Origin of the sequence: Amnibacterium sp. (assembly GCF_051956055.1) — a bacterium.
Classification (GTDB): Bacteria; Actinomycetota; Actinomycetes; order Actinomycetales; family Microbacteriaceae; genus Amnibacterium.
Genome location: NZ_JBQCGC010000041.1, coordinates 1 through 23,769, shown reverse-complemented (window position 1 = coordinate 23,769; position 23,769 = coordinate 1). Strand labels below are relative to the sequence as shown.

Here is a 23,769-nt window from a genome sequence, read left to right as displayed (position 1 = left end):
CCGGCCGGCAGAAACCCCTTCGAAATGCACGCCGCGAGGGTCTGCGGCTACCAGGAGTCGGGGGTCGCGCCCTCCGGGACCGCCTCAGGGCGCTCCACCGTAGTCGTCAGCGTGATCACCGCGTGCTCGGCCGAGCTGCGCGGGATCGCGTCCATGATCTCGAGCACGTGCTGCGCGAGGTCGCCGGAGGCGCGGTGCGGCCGCCCGGTCGCGATCGCGTGCGCCATGTCCGCGAGGCCGTAGCCACGGCCGGCGCCGGCGTAGCCGGCGTTCGGCGCGACCGTGCGCCACTCCCCGTCGTCGACCAGCCACGCCTCGACCGGGTCGTCGAACCGGTTGGGGTCCGGCACCGCGATCGTGCCCGCGGTGCCGTGCACCTCGAACAGCGGCGCGCGGGTCGCCCAGGTGTCGAAGGAGAAGGACACGCGCGAGACCGCCCCGCTCGCGTGCTCGAGGATGCCGCTCACCCCGGTGTCGACGGCGACCTCGATCGCCTCCCCCGCCTTCGGCCCGGTCGCGACGGACCGCTCCCGCGGGGACCGGATGCTCACACCGGAGACCCGGACGACCGGCCCGAGCATCGTCACGAGCGCGGTCAGGTAGTACGGCCCCATGTCGAGCAGCGGCCCACCGCCCGGCTGGTAGTAGAACGCGGGGTTCGGGTGCCAGCGCTCGTGTCCAGGAGCGCTCCAGTGCGCGTCGGCGGTCAGCACCTGCCCGATCGCGCCGTCGTCGATCAGCCGGCGGGCGGTCTGGATGCCGGTGCCGAGCACGGTGTCCGGCGCGCTGCCGACCCGCAGGCCGCGCTCGGCGGCGAGCGCGAGCATCGGGACCGCGTCCGAGGGGCGCAGCGCGAGCGGCTTCTCGGCGTACACGTGCTTGCCGGACTCGAGCACCCGCATCCCGACCTCGACGTGCGCGGCCGGGATCGTGAGGTTGAGCACCGCGTCGATGTCGTCCGAAGCGAGCAGCTCGTCGACCGTGCGGGCGACGACGCCCTGCTCGGCCGCGACCTCACCCGCTCTGGCCATGTCGAGGTCGGCGACGGCCACCAGCCGCAGGTTCGGCAGAGACGGGAGGCTCGCGAAGTACTGCGCGCTGATGTTCCCGACCCCGATGATGCCCAGTCGCATCGGTTCCTCGCTCATGCCAGCGTCCTCGCCTTCGGGTCCCAGTCCGCCGGCAGCGGCTCCGGTGCGAGCACCCGGCTCGTCACCTCGACACTCGCGCCGGTCTCCGCCGCCCGCGTCGCCGCGAGCATGATGTCGAGCACGTGCGCGGCGAGGGCACCGGAGGCCCGTTCGGGCACGCCGGCCGCGATCGCCCGTGCGAGCTCGAGCACGCCGAGCCCGCGACCGTCGGCCGGCCCCGTCGCCTCGATCGTCTCGGGCGTCGGCTGCTCCGGACCGGTCAGGCCCTTCCAGGCGGCCATCGTCCAGAGCTGCGACTGCCCGTCGAACATGTTCGGGTCGGGCAGCACGATCGCGCCGTCGGTGCCGGTGATCTCGAAGAAGCCGGCCCGCGGGATCGCGGACTGGAACGAGAAGGTGGCCTGCGCGGACGTGCCGTGCTCGAACTCGAGCAGCAGCGCCGAGTGCGTCGGCACGGTGACGTCGAACTCGGTGCCGGCCCGCGGCCCGGACTCGACGGTCCGCACGGGCCGGGCGATCGAGCCGACCGCCGAGACGCGGACGACCGAGCCGAACACGCTGACGAGGGTCGTCAGGTAGTACGGCCCCAGGTCGAGCAGGGGGCCGCCACCGGCCTGGAACAGGAACTCGGGCGCCGGGTGCCAGCGGTCCGGTCCGGGGTTCAGCACCATCGTCGTCGCGGTCTGCGGGGCGCCGATCCGGCCGTCGGCGATCGCCCGGAACGCGCTCTGCAGCCCGGCGCCGAGCACGGTGTCGGGCGCGACGGCGACCCGGAGGCCTGCGGCCTCCGCGGCGTCGAGCACCTTCCTCGCGTCGGCCGCGTTCGTCGCGATCGGCTTCTCGCTCCAGACGTGCTTGCCCGCGGCGAGGATCGCGAGATCCACCTCCGCGTGCACGGCGGGGAGCGTCAGGTTGACGACGATCTCGATGCCGTCGTCGGCGAGCAGCTCCTCCGTCGTCCCCGAGGCGGGGATGCCGAACTCCTCCGCGCGCGCCCTGGCGCGCTCGAGGTCGATGTCGGCGACGAACCGCACCTCGAGGTCCGGGAACGTCGTCAGGTTGGCCAGGTACTGGGCGCTGATCACCCCGGCGCCGATGACGCCCACACCGACGGTCATTCGGCTCCCTCCAGGTGGGTCACGTAGGCGAGAGAGGCGGCGAGGCCGTCCATCGTGTCCCCCGCGTAGTCGTCGAACTCGAGCACCCGCATCGCCGTCGGTGCGGCGGCGAGCACGGCGGGCACGTCCATCGCACCCTCGCCCGCGGGCAGCTGGGCCTTCGTGTCGCGGGACTTGTCGCCGTCCTTCACGTGCAGGAAGCGGACGCGGTCGCCGAGTCGGCCGAGGAGGTCCGGCGCGCTCTCGCCGCCGACCTCGACCCAGTACGTGTCGACCTCGAGGACCACCTGGTCGTCGAGGCGGGCGGCGAGCTGCTCGAGCGCCGGCGTGCCGTTCGGCCGCGCCTCCAGCTCCCACCAGTGGTTGTGGTACCCGAACACGAGGTCGTACTCGCGCGCCCGCTCCGCCACGCGGTTCATGCGCTCGGCGATGCGTGCGATGCCGTCGACCGACTCCCAGTCGTCCGTGCGGTGGGCCGGGTCGATGACCGTGCGCACGCCGAGCGCGGCCGCGGCCTCGAACGCCGGCGCGGGGTCGCTCAGCTCGAGCACGCTCGCGTGCGCGGACGGCGCCGCCAGCCCGGTCGCCGCGAGCGCGGCCGCGTACCGGTCCGACCCCGCGACGAACACGCCGTAGGGCTCGACGTTCGTGAAGCCGAGCTCGGCGAGGCGCTCGAGCGTGCCCTCGAGGTCGTCGGCGAGCCGGTCCCGGACGGAGTAGAGCTGGACGGAAACGGGACCTCGGGCCATGCGGCGCTCCTTCGCACTCGCGCACCCGCCCGATCCGCGAGTCGCGCGTGCTCCATCCAACCACGCTCCATGTTGTGGTCCGCAACATTCACCGGCCGTCGGCGGCGCGTCGGGCCGTCGTCCTCCGCTCCACGAGGCGGGTGGCGAGCGTCACGTGGGGGCGGCGCAGCTCGTGCTGCGCGAGCAGCGACAGCATCATCGCCACCGCCTCGTTGCCGAGCTGCTGCATCGGCTGCCGCACCGTGGTGAGCGGCGGATCGGCACGCGCCGCTTCCGGGACGTCGTCGAATCCGACCACGGAGAGCTGCTCGGGCACGGACAGCCCGCGGGCCTGCGCGACCTGCACGGTGGCGATCGCGGAGAGGTCGTTGGCCCCGAACACGGCGGTCGGCGGGTCGGCGAGGTCGAGCAGCGCGGCCGCCGCTTCGCGGCTGAGGCGGAGCTCGTAGTTGCCCGCCCGGACGAGCGCGGGGTCGAACGGGATGCCGGCGTCCTCGAGCGCGCTGCGGTAGCCGGCCTCGCGGAGGAGCGCGGACCGGAGGTCCTGGCGACCGGAGACGAATCCGATGCGCCGGTGCCCGAGGCCGATCAGGTGCTGCATGGCGAGTCGCGCGCCGCCGTAGCCGTCGGAGTCGACCGTCGGCAGCCCGGCAGGCCCGGTGTGCGGGTCGATGGCGACGAGCGGGATCGGCCCGGGGAGGTCGACGACCGTCGGAGCGACGAGGATCGCGCCGTCGAGCGTGCCGGCGAGCCGGGCGAGGGACCGCCGCTCCCATCCGTCGTGCTCGTTGCCGGTCAGGCTGCTGTACGCGAGCAGGTCGTTGCCGCTGTCGCCCAGCGCGACGCCGATGCCCTTCATCACCTCGGTCGAGAAGGGCTCGAAGGCGGCGATGAACACCCCGACCACGCCGGTCCGAGACGACCGCATGCTGCTCGCGCCGAGGCTCGAGGCGTAGCCCAGCTCGTTCGCGACCCGCAGCACGCGGGCCGCCGTCTCGCTGCCGACCCCGTACCGGCCGTTGATCGCCTTCGACACCGTGGCGACCGAGACCCCGGCCGCGGCGGCCACGTCGGTGATGGTCGGGCGGCGCTGCACGGGTCGATCGTAACGACACGCAAACGGTTTCGAAAACGTTTGACTCCGTCCTCGGGTCTGACTGATCCTCGACGCGCCTCGCTCCAGCAGGCACCCCCTCGAAGAAGAGAAGACAGGTGCATCCGTGAGACCTTCACGCCTCCTCGCCGCCACCGCGGTCCTGCTCGCGGGCGCTGCGGCGCTCACCGGCTGCAGCGGCCAGAGCGGCTCGTCGTCCGGCGGCTCGACCCTGACCGTCTGGCAGAACGCCACGACCGGCCCCGGGCTGCAGTTCTGGAAGGACGCGGCCGCCGCGTTCGAGAAGTCGCACAAGGGCGTCACCGTCAAGATCGTGACCGTCCAGAACGAGGACTTCGACGGCAAGCTGCAGACCGCGATGAACTCGGGCGCGGCGCCGGACGTCTTCCTCCAGCGCGGCGGCGGCAAGATGCAGGCGATGGTCGACGCCGGCCAGGTGAAGGACATCACCTCCGGCATCAGCTCGTCGGTCAAGAGCCTCATCCCGAAGGCGTCCTTCGGCGCCGAGTCGATCGGCGGCAAGGTCTACGCCATGCCCCTCTCGGTCCTCCCGAGCGGCATCTGGTACTCGAAGGACCTGTTCGCGAAGGCCGGCATCTCCGGCGTCCCCGGCACGATGGACGAGCTGAACGCGGACATCGCGAAGCTCAAGGCGAAGGGGATCACCCCGGTCGCGCTCGGCGCGAAGGACGCGTGGCCGGCCGCGCACTGGTACTACAACTTCGCGCTGCGCGAGTGCTCGCCCTCGGCCATCGAGGCCGCCGCGAAGTCGAAGACCTTCGACGACCCCTGCTGGCTGAAGGCCGGCCAGGACCTCGCCGCGTTCAACGCCACGAAGCCCTTCAACGACGGCTTCCTCACCACCGCAGCCCAGCAGGGCGCCGGCAGCTCGGCCGGGCTCGTCGCCAACCACAAGGCGGCGATGGAGGACATGGGCGCGTGGGATCCGGGCGTGATCGCCTCCCTCACGCCGAACCAGAAGCCGCTGCCCGACCTCGGCTGGTTCCCCTTCCCGGAGATCTCGGGCGGTCAGGGGAAGCCGGGTTCGATCCTCGGCGGCGTCGACGGCTACTCCTGCTCGCAGAACGCGCCGGCGATCTGCGTCGACTTCCTGAACTCCCTCGCATCCACGTCGGAGCAGACGGCCTACTACAAGGCCTTCGACGCGCCGCCCGTGAACCTCGAGGCGCAGAAGTCGGTCACCGAGCCCTATCTGAAGGACGTCCTCGCCGCCTACAACAAGGCGCCGTTCGTCTCGCAGTGGCTCGACACGGTGTACGGCCAGAACGTGGGCAACGCGCTGAACGTGAGCGTCGTGAACCTCCTCGCCGGCAAGTCGAACGCCGCGGGCATCGTGTCCACGGTGGACCAGGCCGCGAAGAAGGGCTGAGCGGCAGCCATGACCATCCACGAGCCGCTCTCCGCGAGCCGCTCGTCGGGACCGGGATCGACCACGGGGGGCGGCGTCGTCACGCCGCCCCCCGTGGCGCGCCGCCGCACCACGGGATCGTGGCGCGGCCGGCTCGAGATCGCCGTCCTGACGGGGCCCGCCCTCGCCGTCTTCGTCCTCTTCGTGATCTTCCCGGTCGTCGCGGCCGCCTACTACGGCTTCTTCCGCTGGGCCGGGTACGGCGTGCCGACCCAGTTCGTCGGCCTGCAGAACTACCTCACGATCCTCCAGGACCCCACCTTCATCGCCGCGCTCGGCCACAACGCGACCATCGTCGTGCTGTCGCTCGTGCTGCAGGGACCGATCGCGATCCTGCTCGCGCTCCTCCTCAACCGGAAGATGCGGGGGCAGACCCTCATCCGCGTCCTGATCTTCGTGCCGTACGTGATCTCCGAGGTCGTCGTGGGCACCGGGTGGTCCCTGATCCTGCAGACGAGCGGCGCGCTGAACGACCTGCTGCGGTCAGCAGGTCTCGGCTTCCTCGCCACGGACTGGCTGGCCGATCCGAACGTCGCGATCTGGACGCTGATGGGGATCATCACCTGGAAGTACGTCGGGTTCGCGGTGATCCTCTTCCTCGCCGGCCTCCAGGGCATCCCCGAGGAGCTGACGGAGGCGGCGTCGATCGACGGCGCGTCCTTCTGGCAGATCCAGCGGCGCATCACCCTGCCGCTGCTCGGCCCGACGATCCGGATCTGGGTCTTCCTGTCGATCATCGGCGCGCTGCAGCTGTTCGACCTCGTCTACATCATCTGGGGCCAGTACGTGGCTTCGACGGCCGGCACCTCGACGATGGCGACCTACCTCGTGGTCAACGGCCGCGACGCCGGCAGCTACGGGTACGGCAACGCCGTCGCCGTCGTGCTCTTCCTCGTCTCCCTGATCGTCGCCCTCCTGTACCAGCGCTTCGTGCTGCGCCGGGACACCGAGGGCGCCCTGACCGGAAAGGGCCGCTGATGGCGCTCGAAGCCCTCCCCTCCTCCGCCCTGCGGCGTCCCCGCAAGGCCCGGCCGACCACGCGCAGCACCGCGTCGACCGCGGCGGTCTACGTCGTCGCCGCCGTCGTGATCCTGCTGATGCTCGCTCCCGTCGCGTACATCGTGATCGGGGGGTTCCGCACGAACTCGCAGATCACCACCTCCCCCGCCGGCTTCCCCACGACCTGGGTGGTCTCCAACTACCTCGACGTCCTCACCGGCGGGGTGTTCTGGCAGCTCGTCGGCAACTCGCTGATCGTGGGCCTCGCGACGACCGCCGGGGTCGTGGTGCTCGGCCTGATGGCGAGCTTCGCGATCGCCCGGTACGAGTACCGGCTGCGCGGGGCGATGTACGCGCTCTTCGCCGCGGGCCTGATGTTCCCCGTCACCGTGGCGATCACGCCGCTCTACATCGTCGTGAAGGACCTCGGGCTCGCGAACACGCTGGCCGGCGTGATCCTGCCGCAGATCGCGTTCGGCCTGCCGACGACGATCATCATCCTGGTGCCGTTCCTCCGGGCGATCCCGGCGGAGATCCAGGAGGCCGCGGAGATCGACGGCGCGAGCCGGCTCGGCTTCTTCTGGCGGATGGTGATCCCGCTGTCGCTGCCCGGCGTCGTGACGGTCGGCATCCTCGCGTTCATCGGTAGCTGGAACGGCTACCTGCTGCCGCTGTTCATCCTGAACGACCCGTCGACGTTCACGCTGCCGCTCGGCGTCCAGCAGTTCTCGTCCCAGTACTCGGTCGACACGGCGCGGGTGCTCGCCTTCACCTCGCTGTCGATGCTGCCGGCGCTCGTGTTCTTCTCGATCTTCCAGCGCCGCATCGTCGGAGGCCTCACGGGGGCGGTGAAAGGATGACGGACGTGATCGAACGGCCCGGCACCCCGACATCCGCCTTCTCGGACCGGGTGGTCGAGCTCCTCGGGCGGATGACGCTCGAGGAGAAGCTCGCGCAGCTCGTCGGGTTCTGGGTCGACCAGGGCGGCGAGGCGGTCGCGCCCATGCAGGGCGAGATGGCGCCGTCGCCGGCGTACGAGGAGGCCACCCGGCACGGGCTGGGCCAGCTCACGCGCGTCTACGGCACGCGGCCGGTCGACCCGCTGGAGCGCGCGCGATGGCTCCGTTCGGAGCAGCGGCGCCTGAAGGCCGCGACGCGGCTCGGCATCCCGGCGCTCGTGCACGAGGAGTGTCTGACCGGGCTCGCCGCCTGGCAGGCCGCCACCTTCCCGACGCCGCTCGCCTGGGGCGCGGCGTTCGACCCGGCGCTCGTCGAGCGGATGGCCGCTCTGATCGGCGAATCGATGCGGACCATCGGCGTCCACCAGGGCCTCGCCCCGGTGCTCGACGTCATCCGCGACCCGCGCTGGGGTCGCGTGGACGAGTGCATCGCGGAGGACCCGTACGTCGTCGGCACGATCGGCACCGCGTACGTGCGCGGGCTGCAGTCGGCCGGGATCCACGCGACCCTGAAGCACTTCGTCGGGTACTCGGCGTCCCGCGCAGGGCGCAACCACGCCCCCGTGTCGATCGGGCAGCGCGAACTGCAGGACGTGTTCCTGCCGCCGTTCGAGATGGCCGTGCGGGACGGCGGGGCGCGGTCCGTCATGAACTCCTACACGGAGCTCGACGGCGAACCGGTCGCGACCGCGCGCCGGCTGTTCACGGACCTGCTCCGCGACGCGTGGGGCTTCGACGGCGTCGTCGTCTCGGACTACTTCGCCGTGGCCTTCCTCGCGGTGATGCACCGGGTCGCCGCGGATCGCGGCGAGGCCGCCGCCCTCGCCCTCGAGGCCGGCATCGACGTCGAGCTGCCGACCGGGGACGCGTTCCTCGCCCCGCTGGCGGAGCGCATCGCAGCGGGCGACGCGGACGAGGGGATCGTCGACCTCGCGGTGCTGCGCGTGCTCGCGCAGAAGGAGTCGCTCGGCCTGCTCGACGAGACGTTCGACGCGGAGCCGGAACCCGTCGACCTCGACTCCCCCGCCCACCGCGACGCGGCGCTGCGGCTCGCGGAGGAGTCGCTCGTGCTCCTCGCGAACGACGGCGTCCTGCCGCTCGCGGGCGCCGCGCGGTCCCGCATCGCGGTGATCGGGCCGAACGCGGACCGGTCCGAGGCGCTCATGGGCTGCTACTCGTTCGCGAACCACGTGCTCGCGCACCACCCGGGCGTGCCGCTCGGGTTCGCGATCCCGACGGTGCTCGAGTCCCTCCGGGCCGAGCTGCCCGACGCGACCGTGACCTCGGCGCTCGGCGCCGAGGTGGAGGGCGACGACCGCTCCGGCTTCGCCGCGGCGGTCGAGGCGGCGTCCGCGGCCGAGGTCGCCGTCGTCGTCGCAGGCGACCAGGCCGGCCTCTTCGGCCGCGGCACGGTCGGCGAGGGCAACGACGCGGAGTCGCTCGAGCTCCCCGGGGTGCAGCGCGAGCTCGTCGAGGCGGTCGTGAAGACCGGCACCCCGACCGTGCTCGTGCTGCTCACGGGCCGCCCATACGCGATCGAGTGGGCGCTCACCGGCCCCGGCGCGCCCGCCGCGGTCGTGCAGGCGTTCTTCCCCGGCGAGGAGGGCGGGACCGCGATCGCCCGGGTGCTGAGCGGCCGGACGGCGCCGTCCGGCCGGCTGCCGGTCTCCCTCCCCCGCAGCGCGGGCGCGCAGCCGTACTCGTACCTGCACCCGGTGCTCGGCGGCCCGTCCGAGGTCACCGCGGTCGACCCGACGCCCGTGCTGCCGTTCGGCCACGGCCTCACGTACACGACGTTCGAGCGCTCCGGCCTCGAGGTCGACGAGACGGTCGAGGCCGGGCACACGTTCACCGCGACCGTCCGCGTGCGGAACACGGGCGGCCGGGCGGGCACGGACGTGGTCCAGCTCTACGCCGCCGACCTCGTCGCGTCCGTCACGCGACCGGTCGCGCAGCTGCTCGCGTACGAGCGGGTCAGCCTCGAACCGGGCGAGGAGGCGGTCGTCCGCTTCGCCGTGCCGACGACGCGTCTCGCGTTCAGCGACCGCCGGATGGTGCGGATCGTCGAGCCGGGCGAGGTCCGGCTCTGGGTCGGGCCCTCCTGCTCGGTCGAGGAGACCGTCGCGTCGCTCACGATCACCGGGCCGGTCCACGACGTGGTCTCGACCGACGCCCGCGCGGCGACCGCGACCGTGCAGCGCGTCCCCGCCCGGTGCTCAGAACGGGAAGGTGCCCGGCGTCCTCCGCACGGTGATCCACCGCGTCTCGGTGAACGCCTCGATGTTCGCCTCCGCGCCGCCCAGCCGGCCGCCGGTGCCCGACGAGCCGGTGCCGCCGAACGGGGTGTTCGCCTCGTCGTTCACGGTCTGGTCGTTCACGTGCACGATCCCGGTCGGGATGCGCTGCGCGAGCTCGAGCCCCCGCATCGCGTCCGCGGTCACGATGCCGAGCGACAGGCCGTACTCGCTCGCGGTGGCGATCTCGATCGCCTCGTCGTCGGTGCGGAAGCTCGTGACGGACGCGACCGGGCCGAAGACCTCCTCGGTGAACGCGGGCGCGTCGATCGGCGAGTTCGCGAGCACCGTCGGGCGGTAGAAGAGGCCGTCGAACGTGCCGCCGGCCCGCAACTCGGCGCCCATCGCGATCGAGCCCTCGACCAGCTCGGCGATGTGGTCGCGCTGCCGCTCGTCGATGATCGGGCCGAGGTGCACATGGTCGGTCGCCGGGTTCCCGACCGCCATCGAGTCCGCCTTCGCGGCGAGCTTCTCGACGTACTCGTCGTACAGGGACTCGTGCACGATGTGCCTGCCGACCGTCATGCAGATCTGGCCCTGGTGCAGGTAGGAGCCCCACGCGGCGAGGTTCACGGCCTGGTCGACGTCGGCGTCCTCGAGGATCAGGAACGCCGAGTTCCCGCCGAGCTCGAGGTGCGCGCGCTTCAGATGCCTGCCCGCGAGCTCCCCGACGATCCGGCCGGCGCGCGTCGAGCCGGTGAACGCCACGACCCGGACGTGCGGGTCCTCCACGAGCGCCTGCCCGACGTCCGCGCCACCGGTGACGAGCTGCAGCACGCCCGCGGGCAGCCCCGCCTCCTCGAAGATGCGCACCATCGTCACGCCGCCGGTCACGGCCGTGCGGGGGTCGGGCTTCAGCAGCACGGCGTTGCCGAGCGCGAGGGCCGGCGCCACGGCGCGGATGCCCAGGATGATCGGCACGTTGAACGGCGAGATCACGCCGACGACGCCCGCCGGGACGCGCTGCGCGAGGGACAGCCTGGGCTCCTCGCTCGAGAGGATCGAGCCGAGCGGGTGCGAGGGCAGCGCCGCGGCCTCGTAGCACTCGGCGGCGCCGACGTGCAGCGCGAACCCGGCGAGCGCGGGCACGGCGCCGACCTCGCGGATGTTCCAGCCCATCACCTCGTCGGCGTGCTGCTCGTACAGCTGCGCGGCCTTCCGCAGCACCGCGGCCCGCACGGGGTGCGGCGTCGCGGCCCAGGCCTTCTGCGCCTCGGCGGCGGAGGCCGCTGCCCGGGCGACGTCCTCAGGAGCCGCGATGCCGACCCGGCCGAGCTCGGCACCGGTCGCCGGCTCGATCACGGGCACGTCCCCGCCGTGCCCGACGGTCCACCGCCCGTCCAGGAAGAGCTTCCCGGACCAATCCGCACCGTCGAGCAGACCCGTGGTGGCCGTCGACCCGTCGATCATCGTCATCGTCACAACTCCTTCGTCGCGCTCCATCGACCGGGCTCCGCGCACCGGCACGACTCCTCGGGCGCCATTCTGCCTCCGGTCACCCCGGCAGGTGCACCGAGGTCGCACCGTCGCCGGCGGACAGGGCGAATCCCGCCTCGCGGCCGTCGGCCCTGACGACGTAGTCCCCGGCGAAGCCCGTCACCCGCACCGCGCCGTCCCTGTCGGTGCGCAGCACGGTCGCCGGCATCCACCACTCGCCGCGGATGAGCCGCTCGAGCGCGGCGTAGCCCGGCTTCCGCGAGCCGTCCTTCCGCAGCAGCCCGACCGGCGCGCCCAGCCACGCACCGGCGTCCGTGAGGCCCCAGTAGTTCACGACCTCGACCGCGGGGTGCCCCACGAGCGTGCGGTAGTGCCGGACCAGCTCGTCCGCCTGCCGCGCCTCCCCCTCCTCGGTGCTCGGCCACTCCGGGATCCGGTAGTCGTTCAGGTCCTCGATCCCTGGCGGCATCAGGTGCCCGCTGACGAGGCTCGTCTCCGTCATGTGGAGCGGCAGGCCGAACCGGGCGAAGCGGTCGAGCACGGCGGTCGTCGCCTCCTCGCCCCGGTACCCCTGGTGCATGTGGGTCTGGAGGCCGATCGCGTCGACGGCGACGCCCGCCTCCAGCACCTGCTCGATGAGCCGCTCGTATGCGGGCGACAGATCGAAGTCGTTGATGAGCAGCGTCGCGCCCGGGTTGCCCGCGCGCGCCTCCTCGAACGCGAGCCGGACCGTCTCGAGCCGCCCCTTCTCGGCCGCGAGGTCCGTGATCCGGTTCGCGCCGTTGGCGAAGACCGGCATGATCACGGCCTCGTTGATCGCGTCCCACACGTCGATGAGCCCGGCGAACGCGGCGGGGAGCGCCCGGCTGCGCTCGCGCTGCAGCCGCTCCACCTCGTCGAGCGGCAGTGCCGCCTGCCAGGCGGGCGTGACCGTGTGCCACAGCAGCGGGTGCCCCTTCACCGTCACGCCCCGGTCGACGAACCACTGCGCCGTGCGCCGGAGGCGCTCCTCGTCGGTGACGCCGCGCTCGGGCTCGTAGCGACCCCAGTAGAACGGCAGCGTCGCCTGGTTGAACAGGCCGAGGTAGGCCGGCTCGAGGACCTCGAGCGGCAGCCCCTCCGCGGTGCCGAACGCCTCCACGTCCTCCGCGCCGCGGGGCGCCGGGCCGCCGACGAGCGGCAGCAGGTCGAAGCCGATGGTGCCGAAACCGAACGCCTGACGGCGCTGCTCGACGAGCACGTCGGCGTCCCGCAGCGGCTCACCGTGCGCGTCGAGGACGCGCACGGTCGCGTCGGCGCGGTGGTGGGCGGGAATGCCGCCCGTCACCGCCGGAGCTCCGCGGCGAACAGGCGCAGCGCCGCCGCGATGTCCTCCGCGCCGCCGCCCTCGTGCCCGTTGTAGGGGTGGACGAGGATCTCCTTCCGCTCAGAGGGCGCGGCGTTGAACGCCGCGAACGGACCGGACGGCGGCACGATCGCGTCCATCAGCGCGGCCGAGATAACGAGCGGCGCGGTGATGCGGGACGCGAGCACCGCGCCGTCGATCCTGGCCAGGACGCCGAGCACGTGGTCGGCCCGGTCGCGGTGGACCGCGAGGTAGTCGACGAGCTCGTGGAACGGCCGGGCGTCCGTGATCGTCATCGACCGCGGGATGTCGCAGAGGAACGGCACGCGCGCGGCGACGGCGCGCACGTCCTCCGCGAGCGCACCGGCGGCGAGCGCGCCGGCGCCTCCCTGGCTGCCGCCCGTCACCCCGACGCGGGAGCCGTCGACGCCCGGCAGCGCGCGGACGGCGTCGACCGCGAGCACCGCATCCGTGAAGAACCGCGTGTAGTAGTACTGCGCCGGGTCGTCGATGCCCCTGGTCATCACGCCCGGCACCTCCGGACCGGTCCCTCCGGAGTCGGGGGTGATGCCGGCGCTCCACCCGGAGCCCTGCCCGCGCGTGTCCATCATCAGGTGCGCGTAGCCGGCCGCGGCGAAGGCGAGGTTGTCGAGGGCAGCGCCGCGGCCGCCGCCGTAGCCCACGTACTCGACGATCGCAGGCAGCGGTTCCTCCGCTGCCGCGGGCGCACGGAGCCAGCCCGCGATGCGCTGCCCGCCCCAGCCGGAGAACCGCACGTCCCAGGTGCGGATCGCGGTGAGGCCGGTGTCCACCTCGGTCGCCTCCGGCGGCTCCGCCAGGGCGCGGGCCTCGGTGAGCCGAGCGGACCAGAAGTCGTCGAGATCCTCCGGCACCTCCACGGAGGTGCGGTGCTTCCGGAGCAGTTCGACAGGAAGATCGGTGAACATCGGATCCCTTCGCGCATCGATGTGCCGCTGCCGACATCCGGCCCGGCGACCTTGCCGAAGGCCAGCCTACGACCTATGTTGTGTGCTGCAACATTTTCGCTTCGACGAGGAAACGGACCCTCTCATGGCACTGACGCCGACCCGCGACGACAAGTTCTCCTTCGGCCTCTGGACGGTCGGCTACAACGGTGCGGACCCGTTCGGCGGCCCCACGCGCGCACCGCTCGACGTGGTGCACGTGGTCGAGAAGCTGTCCGAGCTGGGCGCGTACGGCCTCACCTTCCACGACGACGACCTGTTCGCCTTCGGATCGACCGACGCCGAGCGCCAGAAGCAGATCGACCGCCTGAAGGGCGCGCTGTCCGACACCGGGCTGATCGTGCCCATGGTGACGACGAACCTGTTCAGCGCCCCGGTGTTCAAGGACGGCGGCTTCACCTCGAACGACCGCGCCGTGCGCCGGTTCGCCCTGCGCAAGGTGCTCCGCAACCTCGACCTCGCCGCGGAGCTCGGCGCGAAGACGTTCGTCATGTGGGGTGGCCGCGAGGGCGCCGAGTACGACACGTCGAAGGACATCCAGCAGGCGCTGCACCGCTACCGCGAGGCCGTGAACCTGCTCTCCGACTACGTGCTCAGCAAGGGCTACGACATCCGGTTCGCGATCGAGCCGAAGCCGAACGAGCCCCGCGGCGACATCCTCCTGCCGACCGTCGGCCACGCGCTCGCGTTCATCGACACGCTCGAGCACCCGGAGCTGGCCGGCGTCAACCCCGAGGTCGGCCACGAGACGATGGCGGGCCTCAACTTCACCGCCGGCATCCAGCAGGCGATGTACCACGGCAAGCTCTTCCACATCGACCTGAACGGCCAGCGGTCGATCAAGTACGACCAGGACCTGGTGTTCGGTCACGGCGACCTGCACGTCGCGTTCTCCCTCGTCGACCTGCTCGAGCACGGCGGCCTCGCCGGCGGCCCGGGTTACGACGGCCCGCGCCACTTCGACTACAAGCCGTCCCGCACCGAGGACGAGACCGGCGTCTGGGACTCCGCCGCGGCGAACATGCGCATGTACCTGCTGCTCAAGGAGCGCGCGCAGTCCTTCCGCGCCGACCCGGAGGTGCAGGAGCTGCTGAAGAGCGCCAAGGTGCTGGAGCTCGCGACCCCGACGCTGTCCGAGGGCGAGTCGTTCGACGACCTGCTCGCCGACCGCGCCTCGTACGAGGACTTCGACGCCGAGGCGTACTTCAACGGGCACGGCTTCGGCTTCGTGCGGCTGCAGCAGCTGGCGATCGACCACCTGCTCGGCGCCCGCTGAGCCCGGCCGCGGGAGGAACGCCGGCATGACCCTCGTCGCCGGTGTCGATTCGTCGACGCAGAGCTGCAAGGTGGTCGTCCGCGACCTCGACACCGGCGCCGTCGTGCGCACGGGCCGGGCGTCGCACCCGGACGGCACGGAGGTGGATCCCCGTCACTGGTGGGACGCGCTGCGCTCGGCGATCGCCGACGCGGGCGGCCTCGACGACGTCGCCGCGATCTCGATCGCGGGCCAGCAGCACGGGATGGTCGCCCTCGACGCGGAGGGGGAGGTCGTCCGCGACGCCCTCCTCTGGAACGACACGCGCTCGGCGCCCGCCGCGCTCGCGCTGATCGACGAGGTCGGCGCCCAGGCGCTCGCCGAGGGGACCGGCACCGTGCCGGTCGCCTCCATCACGGCGACGAAGCTGCGCTGGCTGCGCGACGCCGAGCCGGACAACGCCCGCCGGGTCGCGGCCGTCGCCCTGCCGCACGACTGGCTGACGTGGCGTCTGCTCGGGTACGGGCCGGAGGAGGACTCCCCCTCCGGCCCCGTGCTCGAGGCGCTCGCGACCGACCGCTCCGACGCCTCCGGCACCGGCTACTTCGACCCGGTCCGCTCGCGGTACGACCGAGGGATGCTCGAGCTGGCGCTCGGGCACGACGTGGTGCTGCCCCGGGTCCTCGGCCCGTCGGAGGCCGCGGGCCGCACGGTCGCCGGCATCGAGGGGATCCCGGCGGGCATCGTCGTCGGCCCCGGCGCCGGCGACAACGCCGGCGCCGCGCTCGGACTCGGCGCGAGCTCGGGCGACGTGGTCGTCTCGATCGGCACCTCGGGCACCGTGTTCGCCGTCAGCCCCACACCCACCCACGACGCCTCCGGCACCGTGGCCGGGTTCGCGTCGGCGTCGGGCGAGTACCTGCCGCTCATCGCGACGCTCAACGCGGCGCGGATCCTCGACGTGACGGCCCGGCTGCTCGGCGTCGACCACGACGAGCTGGGCCGGCTCGCGCTCGCCGCGTCGCCCGGCGCGGGCGGCCTCGTGCTCGTGCCCTACTTCGCAGGCGAGCGCACGCCGAACCTGCCGGACGCGACGGCGTCGCTCGTCGGGATGACGCTCGGCAACACGACGCGGGAGGGCCTCGCCCGCGCCGCGGTCGAGGGCCTGCTCTGCGCGCTCGCGGACGGGCTCGCGGCCGTGCAGGCGCAGGGCGTCGTCGCCGAACGGCTGCTGCTCATCGGCGGCGCCGCGCTGAACCCCGCCGTGCAGGCGGTCGCGGCGCAGGTCTTCGCGGAACCCGTGGTCGTACCCGAGCCGGGCGAGTACGTCGCGCTCGGCGGGTCGGTCCAGGCCGCGTGGGCGCTCACGGGGAAGCGGCCGTCGTGGCCCGTGCCGGAGGTCGCCTCCCCCGCCCCGGACCACCGCCCGGAGATCCTCGACGCCTACCGGTCGGCGGCAGCCCGCGCCCGCTGACCGCTCCGGGGGCCCTCCGCGGCGATCAAGGTCGAGCTCGTGGAGGGGCGGGGCCGCTACTGGTGGCCTCGTCCGGGTCGGGTGTTCGCGGCCTCCCGCACGCACACCTTCGCGCAGCTCGCCCGCTCGATCGACGAGGCGTTCGGCCGCTGGGACTTCGGGCACCTGCACGGCTTCACGCTCGGTGACGGCACCTCCGTCGGCATCCCCGACCCGGACTGGCCGGAGCGGGAGGCGCTGGACGAGGAGACGACGCGGCTCGGCCGCCTCCAGTCAGGCGAGGCGTTCGCGTACGAGTTCGACTTCGGCGACGGGTGGACGCACATCTGCCGCGTGGAGGAGCAGCGGATCGACCCGCTCGACCTGCTCGGCGTCGTGCCGGAGGTCCCCGTCGCGTACTTCGGCGCGGGCGACCTGCCCGACCAGTACGGCCGCCGCTGGCTCGACGACGAGGGCGGGGCGCCCGGGAAGGACCCGCAGGCGCGCGACCTCCCGCCGATCCATCCGGGCTGGGGCGCGGGCGTCCGCTGATCCGCCTTCCGCGCCCCGTGAGTCACCAGGGGCGGAGGACGAGCGTTCCCGTCACCTCCCGCGGGTCCAGACGGTACTGCGGCAGGACGCCGGGGCCGCAGGAGGCGGTGCCGATCCCGTGCTCGGCGAGGTCGAGCACGAGCCGGCACCGGTCGCCGGCTGCGGGCAGGTCCGTGGGGTGCGCGGCGGCCGCGAGCTCGGCCGATGTCCACGGGCTCGCCGTGAACGCGAACCCGTCGCCCGTCACCGTGAACCCGGCGCCCGCACGGCCGAGGGACAGGGCGACCACGCCCGAGCGCGACCCGTTCTCCTGCGGCTTGACGTAGTCGGTGTGCAGGTCCGCCGCGTCCTCGACGGCCCAGCTGCCGAGCCGCTGCGACTGACCCGTGTCGGGGTAGCGCTGCCCGGGCCCGTACCCGTCCCAGCGGATCGTGTCCGGCGCCCACGGCAGCGACAGCTCGAGCCCGAACCGCGCCCAGCCCGACGGCCACCCGCCGAACGGCGTCGCGGTCGCGTCGAGCCGCACCGCCGTCCCGTCGGAGGACCAGCGGAGCGCGACCCGCACCCGCCCGTCGTGCCCCGCGGCCCCGACCACGGTCGTCACGACGACGGCGTCGGCGCCGACCTCGACCGACTCGACCCTGGCGTGCAGCCGGTCGAGCCCGGCGGCGGCCCAGGCCTGCGCATCGCTCGGCAGGCCGGCCCGCTCGTTCCCGACCCCGCGGTCGTTGTCGGTCGGTGCGCGCCAGAGCGCCACCTCCGGCCCGGGCACCGGCGTCCCGGCGAGCGTCCGGAGGCGCCCGGTCACGCCGTCGAGCACGGCGGGACCGAGCCGGAGCGCATCGCCCTCGCGCACCGGCGGGACGCCGCCGACGATCGGCTCCTGCACCGGCAGGGCCCCCGTCTGCGTCCACGCGATCTCGTGGCCCTCCTGCGCCCAGGCCGTGTCGGCGGCGAGCACCGCGCGCACCGTCCGCACGCCTCCGGCGGACGGCAGCGGCACGGTGACGGTCGCGCCCGGCGCGACCGTCGGCACCGCGAGCGGCTCCCCGTCGACCTCGAAGCGCAGCCCGTCCAGCGTCACGAAGTCGTACCGGTTCGTGATCGACAGCAGCTCGCCGTCGACGGTCAGCTCGACGGGTTCGATCACCTTCTTGTAGTCGAGCAGCCCGGGCCGCGGGTTGCGGTCGGCGTCGACGAGCCCGTCCGCGACGAAGTTGCCGTCGTGCAGCTCCTCGCCGAAGTCGCCGCCGTAGGCGAAGAACTCGCGTCCGTCGTCCGTGGTGCGGCGGATGCCGTGCTCGAGCCACTCCCACACGAAGCCGCCCTGCGTGCGCGGGTAGCGGCGGAAGCTCGTCTCGTACTCGGACATGCCGCCGGGGCCGTTGCCCATCGCGTGCACGTACTCGCACTGGAGGAACGGCAGCGCACGCCGGTGCGCGTCCGCAGCGGCGTCGGGCAGCGGCTCCTCCGCCTGCCTCCCGATCGCGTCGACCTCGTCCTGGTGCGCGTACATGCGGGAGTACACGTCGACGTAGGTGCTCGACCAGTCGCCCTCGTAGTGCACCGGCCTCGACGGGTCGAGCTCGTGCGAGAGGCGCGCGGACGCCTCCAGGTTGCGCCCGGTGCCCGCCTCGTTGCCGAGCGACCAGATGATCACCGACGGGTGGTTCCGGTCCCGGGCGACGGTCCGGCGCATGCGGTCGAGGTAGGCGGGCTCCCACGCCGCGTCGTCGCTCGGGTTGTCGCGCCAGCCGACGTGGAAGAACCCGTGCGTCTCGAGGTCGCACTCGTCGATCAGGTAGAAGCCGAGCTCGTCCGCCAGGCCGGGCAGATCGGGGTGCGGCGGGTAGTGGGACGTGCGGATCGCGTTCACGTTGTGCTGCTTCATGAGCAGCAGCTCGCGCTGCACGACCGCGGTCGGCACGACCCGGCCGAGGTCGGGGTGGTGCTCGTGCCGGTTCACGCCGCGGATGCGGATGCGGCGCCCGTTCACCTTCAGCTGGGCGTCCTCGATCGTGATGGTGCGGAACCCGACGCGGAGGGAGGCGCGTTCGGCCTCGGTGCGCACCACCACGTCGACGAGCTCGGGCGTCTCCGCCGTCCAGCCCGGCACCGGGCCGACCTCGTGCGCCTCGCCGACGGCGAGACCGGTCAGCCCGAGCGACGGGACGTCGACCACGGCGACCGCGCCGTCGCGGGTGTCCGCGTCGACGAGCAGGACGCCGCGACCGTCTGCCCAGTGCGCCTCCACGCGCACGTCCTGCAGCCCGCCGGCGGGCGTCGCCTGCACGGCGACGTCGCGGAACACGCCGGGCAGCCACCACATGTCCTGGTCCTCGAGGTAGCTCGTCGCCGCCCACTGGGTCACGCGGAGCGCGACCGTGTTCGTGCCGGCGACGACGACGCCGCTGAGGTCGAACTCGTGCACGAGCCGGCTGCCGGCCGTCGAGCCGAGGCGCACGCCGTTCACCCACACCTCGCCGCGGGCGTCCACCCCGTCGAGGCGCAGCACCGCCGGTCCGCCGGACCAGTCGAAGGTCCGCACGAAGTCGCCCACCGGGTTGGCGTCGGGCACGTGCGGCGGGTCGACCGGGAACGGGAACCGCGTGTTCGTGTACCAGGGCGAGCCGTGCCCCTGCATGGGCCAGCTCGACGGGACCGGGATGCGCTCCCAACCGCTGCCGTCCGTCTCGGCGAGGTCGTCCGGCGCCGCGGCGAGGCCCGGCGACAGCCGGAACGCCCACTCGCCGTTCAGGGATAGGAGGGCGGCGTCGGTGGCGAAGCGCGCCCGCGGCGGGATCCAGCCGGAGCCGACGAGCGCGTCGTCGGTGAGCGCCCCGGTCACGCGACGGCCTCCACCCGCAGCACGATCGCGTGCTCCGGGTTCAGGACGGGCATCGGCAGGCCGAGCACGGCGAGCGCCGTGCCGGAGAGCTCGACGCCGGTCGCGAGCCACGGCGGCCCGCTGCGGTCGAGCGTCGCGTGCGCCGGGACGGGCAGCGCGGCCGTCACCCGGTACCTCCGCTCGGGGTCGAGGCCGGGGAGGCGCACCGGCGCCGGCCACTCGTTCGCGCTGGTGGTGAGCTGCGCGAACGCGAAGAGCGCGCTGGCGCCGTCCTGGGCGACCGCGCCCGTGACCTGCACGGCCGGGTCCGGCACGTCGCCGCGGACGGCGACGCCGGTGTGGAGCACGTCGCGCCACTCCTTGTAGAGCGCGATCGCGGCCCGGAGCCCCTCGCGCTCCTCCTCGGTCGCGGTCGTGATGTCCCACTCGATGCCGAAGTGGCCGAACAGCGCCGTCGCCGTGCGGAAGTCGATGTCGTGCGTGCGGCGGGTCGAGTGCGACGTGGTCGGCCCGACGTGCGCCCCGACCAGCTCCGGAGGCACGACCAGCTGCGTCCAGCGCTGGATCGTCTGGCGCTCGAGCGCGTCGTTCGTGTCGGAGGTCCAGACCCGGTCCGTCAGCTGCAGCACCCCGAGGTCGACCCGGGCGCCTCCGGAGGAGCAGGACTCGATCTCGACGTCCGGGTGGCGGGCCTTCAGCTCGTCGAAGAGCCGGTACGCCGCGAGCGTCTGCTCGTGCGTCGACGCGAACCCGTCGTGCCCCAGCTCGAGCTGGTCGCGGTTCTGGTCCCACTTCAGGTAGGCGATCGGGTACTCGGTGAGCAGCGCGTCGATGCGGTCGAGGATCGCGGCGAACGCCTCCGGGTTCGCGAGGTCGAGCACCTGCTGGAACCGCCAGTCGATCGAGGTCCGGCCTGCCGGCCCCGCGATCCAGTCGGGATGCGCGCGGATGAGGTCGGAGTCCTCGTTCACCATCTCCGGCTCGACCCACAGCCCGAACTGCATGCCGAGGCCCCGGACGTGGTCGATGAGCGGCCCGAGCCCGTCGGGCCACACCGCGGGATCGACCCACCAGTCGCCGAGCCCGGCCCGGTCGTTCCTCCGGTGGCCGAACCAGCCGTCGTCGAGCACGAACCGCTCGACGCCCAGGTCGGCGGCCGCGTCCGCGAGCGCACGCAGCGTGCCGAGGTCGTGGTCGAAGTAGACGGCCTCCCACGTGTTCAGCACGACCGGTCGCGGCGTCCTCGGGTGCTGGTCCCTGGCGCGCAGCCAGGCGTGGAAGCGGGCGCTGACGCCGTCGAGCCCGTCCGCGGAGTACGCGGCGAAGAGCCGCGGGGTCCGGTAGGACTGCCCGGGTTCCAGCCGCAGCTCCCCGGGCTCGAGGAGCTCGCCCGCCCCGACCTGGGTCTGCCCGCTGCCGATGCGGTCGACGAAGGCCTCGTGGTTGCCGCTCCAGCCGAGGTGCAGCGCCCAGACCTCCCCGGACCGCCAACCGAACCCGCTCGTCCCCGCCGCGATGACCGCGGTCGCGTCGTGCCCGGTCCGGCCGTGCCGCCCGCTGCGCACCCAGGTGCCCTGGTCGATCCGGCGGCGCTGCGGGTGCTTCTCGCGCGCCCACCGGCCGGTGGTGTCGAGCGACTCCGCCGCGTGGGCCGGCACGGGCAGCGCGAGATCGAACCGGTCGAGCGTGTACACGTCGGTGCCGGTGTTCGTGAGCTCGCCGTCGAGCAGGAGGAGACCGGAGGGGGTGAGCTCGAGCGACACCGCGACGTCGATCCCGGTGGACGGATCCGCGAGCCGCAGGGTCAGGGACGAGCGCCCCTCCTCCACCCCGGTGAGCGCGAGGAGCGGCGAGAACGCCGCGCCCCCGCGGCTGCCGCGGACGGCCGGGCGACCGCGCCAGCCCCGGGAGAGCTGCGGCAGCAGCGACGGCCGGATGGGACCGTCGAAGTTCGAGTGCGGGACGGCCGCGGTGAGCGCTCCCGCGTCGGGCACCTGCGAGCCGAGCGGCGCGCCCCAGTGCACGACGACCGGGTCGCGGTCCGTGAGGTCGACGAGGAGGCCGACACCTGCGGCCTCGAGGTAGTGCTGTTCGGGCATGCGGAAGCAGTCCTTTCTTCGTCGTTCAGGAGATTCGCGCGCTTCGCGTCCGGATCTCCTGAACGACGAAGGGCGCGGGTCAGCCCTTGCTGGCGCCGAGGGTCAGGCCGGCGACGAACTGCCGCTGGAGGGCGAGGTAGATGACGAGGGTCGGGATGACGGTGATGATCGCGCCCGCCGAGAGCAGGTTGTAGTTCGACAGGAACTGCCCCTGCAGGTTGTTGATGGCGGTGGTGATCGGGAGGCGGTCGCCGCTCTGGATCAGGATCAACGGCCAGAAGTAGTCGTTGTAGATGAAGATCACCTCGAGCGTGCCGAGCGCGGCCAGCGCGGGACGCGTGAGCGGCATGATCACGCGCCAGTACTGGGTCCAGACGCCGGCGCCGTCGACGCGCGCCGCCTCGCCGAGCTCCTGCGGGATCGCCTTCATGAAGTTCGACAGCACGAAGGTGCAGAAGCCGATCTGGAAGCCGGTGTTCGCGAACACGACACCGATCAGCTGGTTGAGCAGCGAGCCGGAGTCCGAGATCGAGTACGGCAGCTGGAGCAGCTTGAACAGCTCGAAGATCGGGGTCGCCAGCACCTGCGGCGGCAGCAGGTTGCCGGCCGTGAACATGATCAGCAGCGTCACGTTGAAGCGCCAGGAGAACCGGCTCACCGCGAACGCCATCATCGACGCGAAGAACAGCGTGAGGATCACGGTCAGGATCGTGATGAACACCGAGTTGCCGAAGTAGGTCAGGAAGCCGCCCTGCGTCCACGCCTGGACGAAGTTCGAGAACCCGTAGCTGCCGCCGATCGAGAAGTACCCGAGCCGGTCGGTGTCCGCCTTCGGCCGGAGGGAGGTGTAGACCGCCCACAGCAGCGGGATCAGCCACAGGATCGCGGCGACCGTGAGGAAGACGTACGCGCCCCAGATGGCGGGGCCGTTCTTGATCTTCGTACGCGTCGAGGCGGTCACGCGCGTCGCGCGCGCGGCCGTCGAAGCCGTGGTGGTCGTCATCGGCCCATCACTCCTTCGTCCGGAACGTCCGGGACAGGTAGATCACGATCGGCACGAGCGAGATGACGAGCAGCACCACCGCGAACGCGCTGCCGATGCCGATCACCTGCGTCTCCCCGACCAGGTACTGCACGACGAGCACGGAGAGCAGCTCGAGCCCGTTCGAGCCCTTGTTGATCACGTAGACGATGTCGAACGCGCGCAGCGACTCGATCACCGTGATGACCACGATGATCACGTTCGTCGCCGCCATCGCCGGGAACACGATGCGGAAGAACGTCTGCCGACCGTTGGCGCCGTCGAGCGACGCCGCCTCCTTGATGCTCGGGTCGACGCCCTTCAGCCCCGCCAGGTACAGCACCATGATGTAGCCGGCGTGCCGCCAGGTCGCGGCGACGAGTGCCGCCCAGAGGTTGACGCTCGAGTTGCCGAACCAGTCGACCGCCGACGAGGTGCCCGCGGTGCCGAGCACGTTGTTGATGAGCCCGTTGTCCTGCGAGTACATCAGCTGCCAGATGATGCCGATCAGGGCGAGCGACAGCATGACCGGCATGAAGAACACGGTCTGGTAGATCCGGCTCCCCCGGATCTTCGAGTCGAGCAGCACCGCGAACAGCAGGCCCAGCGGCGTGCCGATCACGCCGAGGAAGAGCAGCCAGACGATGTTGTGGAGCAGCGCCGGCCAGAACTGCGGCGCCTGGTTGAAGACGAAGTTGTAGTTCGTCAGCCCTTCGAAGTGGAAGCCCGACAGGCCGAGCCCGTCCCACTTGAAGAACGACAGCACGATCGACGCCAGCATCGGGATCCAGACGAGGATCGCCTGGATCAGCGTCGGGATGCCGATCATCACCCCGAGCACGATGCGGTCGCGTGTGGTGAGCGCACGCAGGTGGCGCCGCGGGGGGGGGGGGGGGGGGGGGGGGGCCCGCCGCGGCGGGGGGGGGGGGGGCGCGCGCGCGCGGGCCGGCGAGGGGGGGG

At 72.7% G+C, this 23,769-nt stretch carries 17 protein-coding genes and 1 pseudogene; 7 read left to right on the top strand and 11 right to left on the bottom strand.

Annotated elements, in window-relative coordinates:
- Positions 1-47 precede the first annotated feature (47 nt).
- From ACTHLI_RS06490 to ACTHLI_RS06475, 4 genes are all read right to left on the bottom strand, one after another.
- Positions 48-1,148, bottom strand: coding sequence for a Gfo/Idh/MocA family protein (locus tag ACTHLI_RS06490; protein ID WP_440182327.1), 1,101 nt, complete (start codon positions 1,146-1,148; stop codon positions 48-50).
- Positions 1,145-2,269, bottom strand: coding sequence for a Gfo/Idh/MocA family protein (locus tag ACTHLI_RS06485; RefSeq protein WP_440182326.1), 1,125 nt, complete (start codon positions 2,267-2,269; stop codon positions 1,145-1,147). The genes ACTHLI_RS06490 and ACTHLI_RS06485 overlap by 4 nt, the downstream gene beginning before the upstream one ends.
- On the bottom strand, positions 2,266-3,018 hold the full coding sequence (locus ACTHLI_RS06480) for a sugar phosphate isomerase/epimerase family protein (protein WP_440182325.1): 753 nt from the start codon (positions 3,016-3,018) through the stop codon (positions 2,266-2,268). Before ACTHLI_RS06480 ends, ACTHLI_RS06485 begins: the two co-directional genes overlap by 4 nt.
- 88 nt (positions 3,019-3,106) lie before the next feature.
- The gene (locus ACTHLI_RS06475) at positions 3,107-4,114 is read right to left on the bottom strand and encodes a LacI family DNA-binding transcriptional regulator (protein WP_440182324.1); all 1,008 of its coding nucleotides are present in this window, start codon (positions 4,112-4,114) and stop codon (positions 3,107-3,109) included.
- A 124-nt stretch (positions 4,115-4,238) separates the two neighbouring features.
- Between ACTHLI_RS06475 and ACTHLI_RS06470 the strand changes: the two genes are divergently transcribed.
- From ACTHLI_RS06470 to ACTHLI_RS06455, 4 genes and pseudogenes are all read left to right on the top strand, one after another.
- A complete protein-coding gene (locus ACTHLI_RS06470; protein ID WP_440182323.1) occupies positions 4,239-5,522 on the top strand; it encodes an ABC transporter substrate-binding protein in 1,284 nt (427 codons plus the stop codon).
- 9 nt (positions 5,523-5,531) lie between these two features.
- Positions 5,532-6,539: a carbohydrate ABC transporter permease gene (locus tag ACTHLI_RS06465; protein ID WP_440182322.1), complete on the top strand. Its 1,008-nt coding sequence runs from the start codon at positions 5,532-5,534 to the stop codon at positions 6,537-6,539.
- Positions 6,539-7,420 (top strand): carbohydrate ABC transporter permease, encoded by an 882-nt coding sequence (locus ACTHLI_RS06460; RefSeq protein ID WP_440182321.1) that lies wholly within the window; start codon positions 6,539-6,541, stop codon positions 7,418-7,420. Before ACTHLI_RS06465 ends, ACTHLI_RS06460 begins: the two co-directional genes overlap by 1 nt.
- Positions 7,417-9,717, top strand: a pseudogene (locus ACTHLI_RS06455) (glycoside hydrolase family 3 N-terminal domain-containing protein); the annotation flags it as partial. The gene ACTHLI_RS06460 and the pseudogene ACTHLI_RS06455, both read left to right, overlap by 4 nt.
- Before the next feature lie 18 nt (positions 9,718-9,735).
- On the opposite strand, the gene ACTHLI_RS06450 reads toward ACTHLI_RS06455, so the two are convergent.
- From ACTHLI_RS06450 to ACTHLI_RS06440, 3 genes are all read right to left on the bottom strand, one after another.
- On the bottom strand, positions 9,736-11,229 hold the full coding sequence (locus ACTHLI_RS06450) for an aldehyde dehydrogenase family protein (RefSeq protein ID WP_440182320.1): 1,494 nt from the start codon (positions 11,227-11,229) through the stop codon (positions 9,736-9,738).
- 79 nt (positions 11,230-11,308) lie between these two features.
- Positions 11,309-12,577 carry an endo-1,4-beta-xylanase gene (locus tag ACTHLI_RS06445; RefSeq protein WP_440182319.1) on the bottom strand — a complete coding sequence of 423 codons (1,269 nt, stop codon included), beginning with the start codon at positions 12,575-12,577 and terminating at the stop codon, positions 11,309-11,311.
- Positions 12,574-13,542, bottom strand: coding sequence for an acetylxylan esterase (locus ACTHLI_RS06440; RefSeq protein ID WP_440182318.1), 969 nt, complete (start codon positions 13,540-13,542; stop codon positions 12,574-12,576). Before ACTHLI_RS06440 ends, ACTHLI_RS06445 begins: the two co-directional genes overlap by 4 nt.
- Positions 13,543-13,666: 124 nt before the next feature.
- On the opposite strand from ACTHLI_RS06440, the gene xylA reads away from it, so the two are divergent.
- From xylA to ACTHLI_RS06425, 3 genes are read left to right on the top strand one after another with little or no spacing between them, the layout of a single operon-like run.
- Positions 13,667-14,857 carry a xylose isomerase gene (xylA, locus tag ACTHLI_RS06435; RefSeq protein WP_440182317.1) on the top strand — a complete coding sequence of 397 codons (1,191 nt, stop codon included), beginning with the start codon at positions 13,667-13,669 and terminating at the stop codon, positions 14,855-14,857.
- 25 nt (positions 14,858-14,882) lie between these two features.
- Complete coding sequence (gene xylB, locus ACTHLI_RS06430) at positions 14,883-16,310, top strand: xylulokinase (protein ID WP_440182316.1); 1,428 nt, start codon at positions 14,883-14,885, stop codon at positions 16,308-16,310.
- Between the two features lie 39 nt (positions 16,311-16,349).
- Positions 16,350-16,841 (top strand): IS1096 element passenger TnpR family protein, encoded by a 492-nt coding sequence (locus ACTHLI_RS06425; protein ID WP_440182315.1) that lies wholly within the window; start codon positions 16,350-16,352, stop codon positions 16,839-16,841.
- 22 nt (positions 16,842-16,863) lie between these two features.
- On the opposite strand, the gene ACTHLI_RS06420 is transcribed toward ACTHLI_RS06425, so the two are convergent.
- From ACTHLI_RS06420 to ACTHLI_RS06405, 4 genes are all read right to left on the bottom strand, one after another.
- The gene (locus ACTHLI_RS06420; RefSeq protein ID WP_440182314.1) at positions 16,864-19,689 is read right to left on the bottom strand and encodes a glycoside hydrolase family 2 TIM barrel-domain containing protein; all 2,826 of its coding nucleotides are present in this window, start codon (positions 19,687-19,689) and stop codon (positions 16,864-16,866) included.
- Positions 19,686-21,788: an alpha-galactosidase gene (locus ACTHLI_RS06415; protein ID WP_440182313.1), complete on the bottom strand. Its 2,103-nt coding sequence runs from the start codon at positions 21,786-21,788 to the stop codon at positions 19,686-19,688. The genes ACTHLI_RS06420 and ACTHLI_RS06415 overlap by 4 nt, the downstream gene beginning before the upstream one ends.
- A 79-nt stretch (positions 21,789-21,867) precedes the next feature.
- Positions 21,868-22,791, bottom strand: coding sequence for a carbohydrate ABC transporter permease (locus tag ACTHLI_RS06410; RefSeq protein ID WP_440182312.1), 924 nt, complete (start codon positions 22,789-22,791; stop codon positions 21,868-21,870).
- 7 nt (positions 22,792-22,798) lie between these two features.
- Positions 22,799-23,638, bottom strand: a complete 840-nt coding sequence (locus ACTHLI_RS06405) for a carbohydrate ABC transporter permease (RefSeq protein WP_440182395.1) — start codon at positions 23,636-23,638, stop codon at positions 22,799-22,801.
- Positions 23,639-23,769 lie beyond the last annotated feature (131 nt).

What these genes read in the sequence shown, in the direction of transcription:
- xylA (WP_440182317.1), top strand. Translation starts at nt 13,667, where the DNA reads ATGGCACTGACGCCGACCCGCGACGACAAGTTCTCCTTCGGCCTCTGG.
- ACTHLI_RS06410 (WP_440182312.1), bottom strand. Translation starts at nt 22,791, where the DNA reads ATGACGACCACCACGGCTTCGACGGCCGCGCGCGCGACGCGCGTGACC.
- ACTHLI_RS06405 (WP_440182395.1), bottom strand. Translation starts at nt 23,638, where the DNA reads ATGATCGGCATCCCGACGCTGATCCAGGCGATCCTCGTCTGGATCCCG.
- ACTHLI_RS06460 (WP_440182321.1), top strand. Translation starts at nt 6,539, where the DNA reads ATGGCGCTCGAAGCCCTCCCCTCCTCCGCCCTGCGGCGTCCCCGCAAG.
- ACTHLI_RS06465 (WP_440182322.1), top strand. Translation starts at nt 5,532, where the DNA reads ATGACCATCCACGAGCCGCTCTCCGCGAGCCGCTCGTCGGGACCGGGA.
- ACTHLI_RS06440 (WP_440182318.1), bottom strand. Translation starts at nt 13,542, where the DNA reads ATGTTCACCGATCTTCCTGTCGAACTGCTCCGGAAGCACCGCACCTCC.
- ACTHLI_RS06490 (WP_440182327.1), bottom strand. Translation starts at nt 1,148, where the DNA reads ATGAGCGAGGAACCGATGCGACTGGGCATCATCGGGGTCGGGAACATC.
- xylB (WP_440182316.1), top strand. Translation starts at nt 14,883, where the DNA reads ATGACCCTCGTCGCCGGTGTCGATTCGTCGACGCAGAGCTGCAAGGTG.
- ACTHLI_RS06485 (WP_440182326.1), bottom strand. Translation starts at nt 2,269, where the DNA reads ATGACCGTCGGTGTGGGCGTCATCGGCGCCGGGGTGATCAGCGCCCAG.
- ACTHLI_RS06450 (WP_440182320.1), bottom strand. Translation starts at nt 11,229, where the DNA reads ATGACGATGATCGACGGGTCGACGGCCACCACGGGTCTGCTCGACGGT.
- ACTHLI_RS06480 (WP_440182325.1), bottom strand. Translation starts at nt 3,018, where the DNA reads ATGGCCCGAGGTCCCGTTTCCGTCCAGCTCTACTCCGTCCGGGACCGG.
- ACTHLI_RS06415 (WP_440182313.1), bottom strand. Translation starts at nt 21,788, where the DNA reads ATGCCCGAACAGCACTACCTCGAGGCCGCAGGTGTCGGCCTCCTCGTC.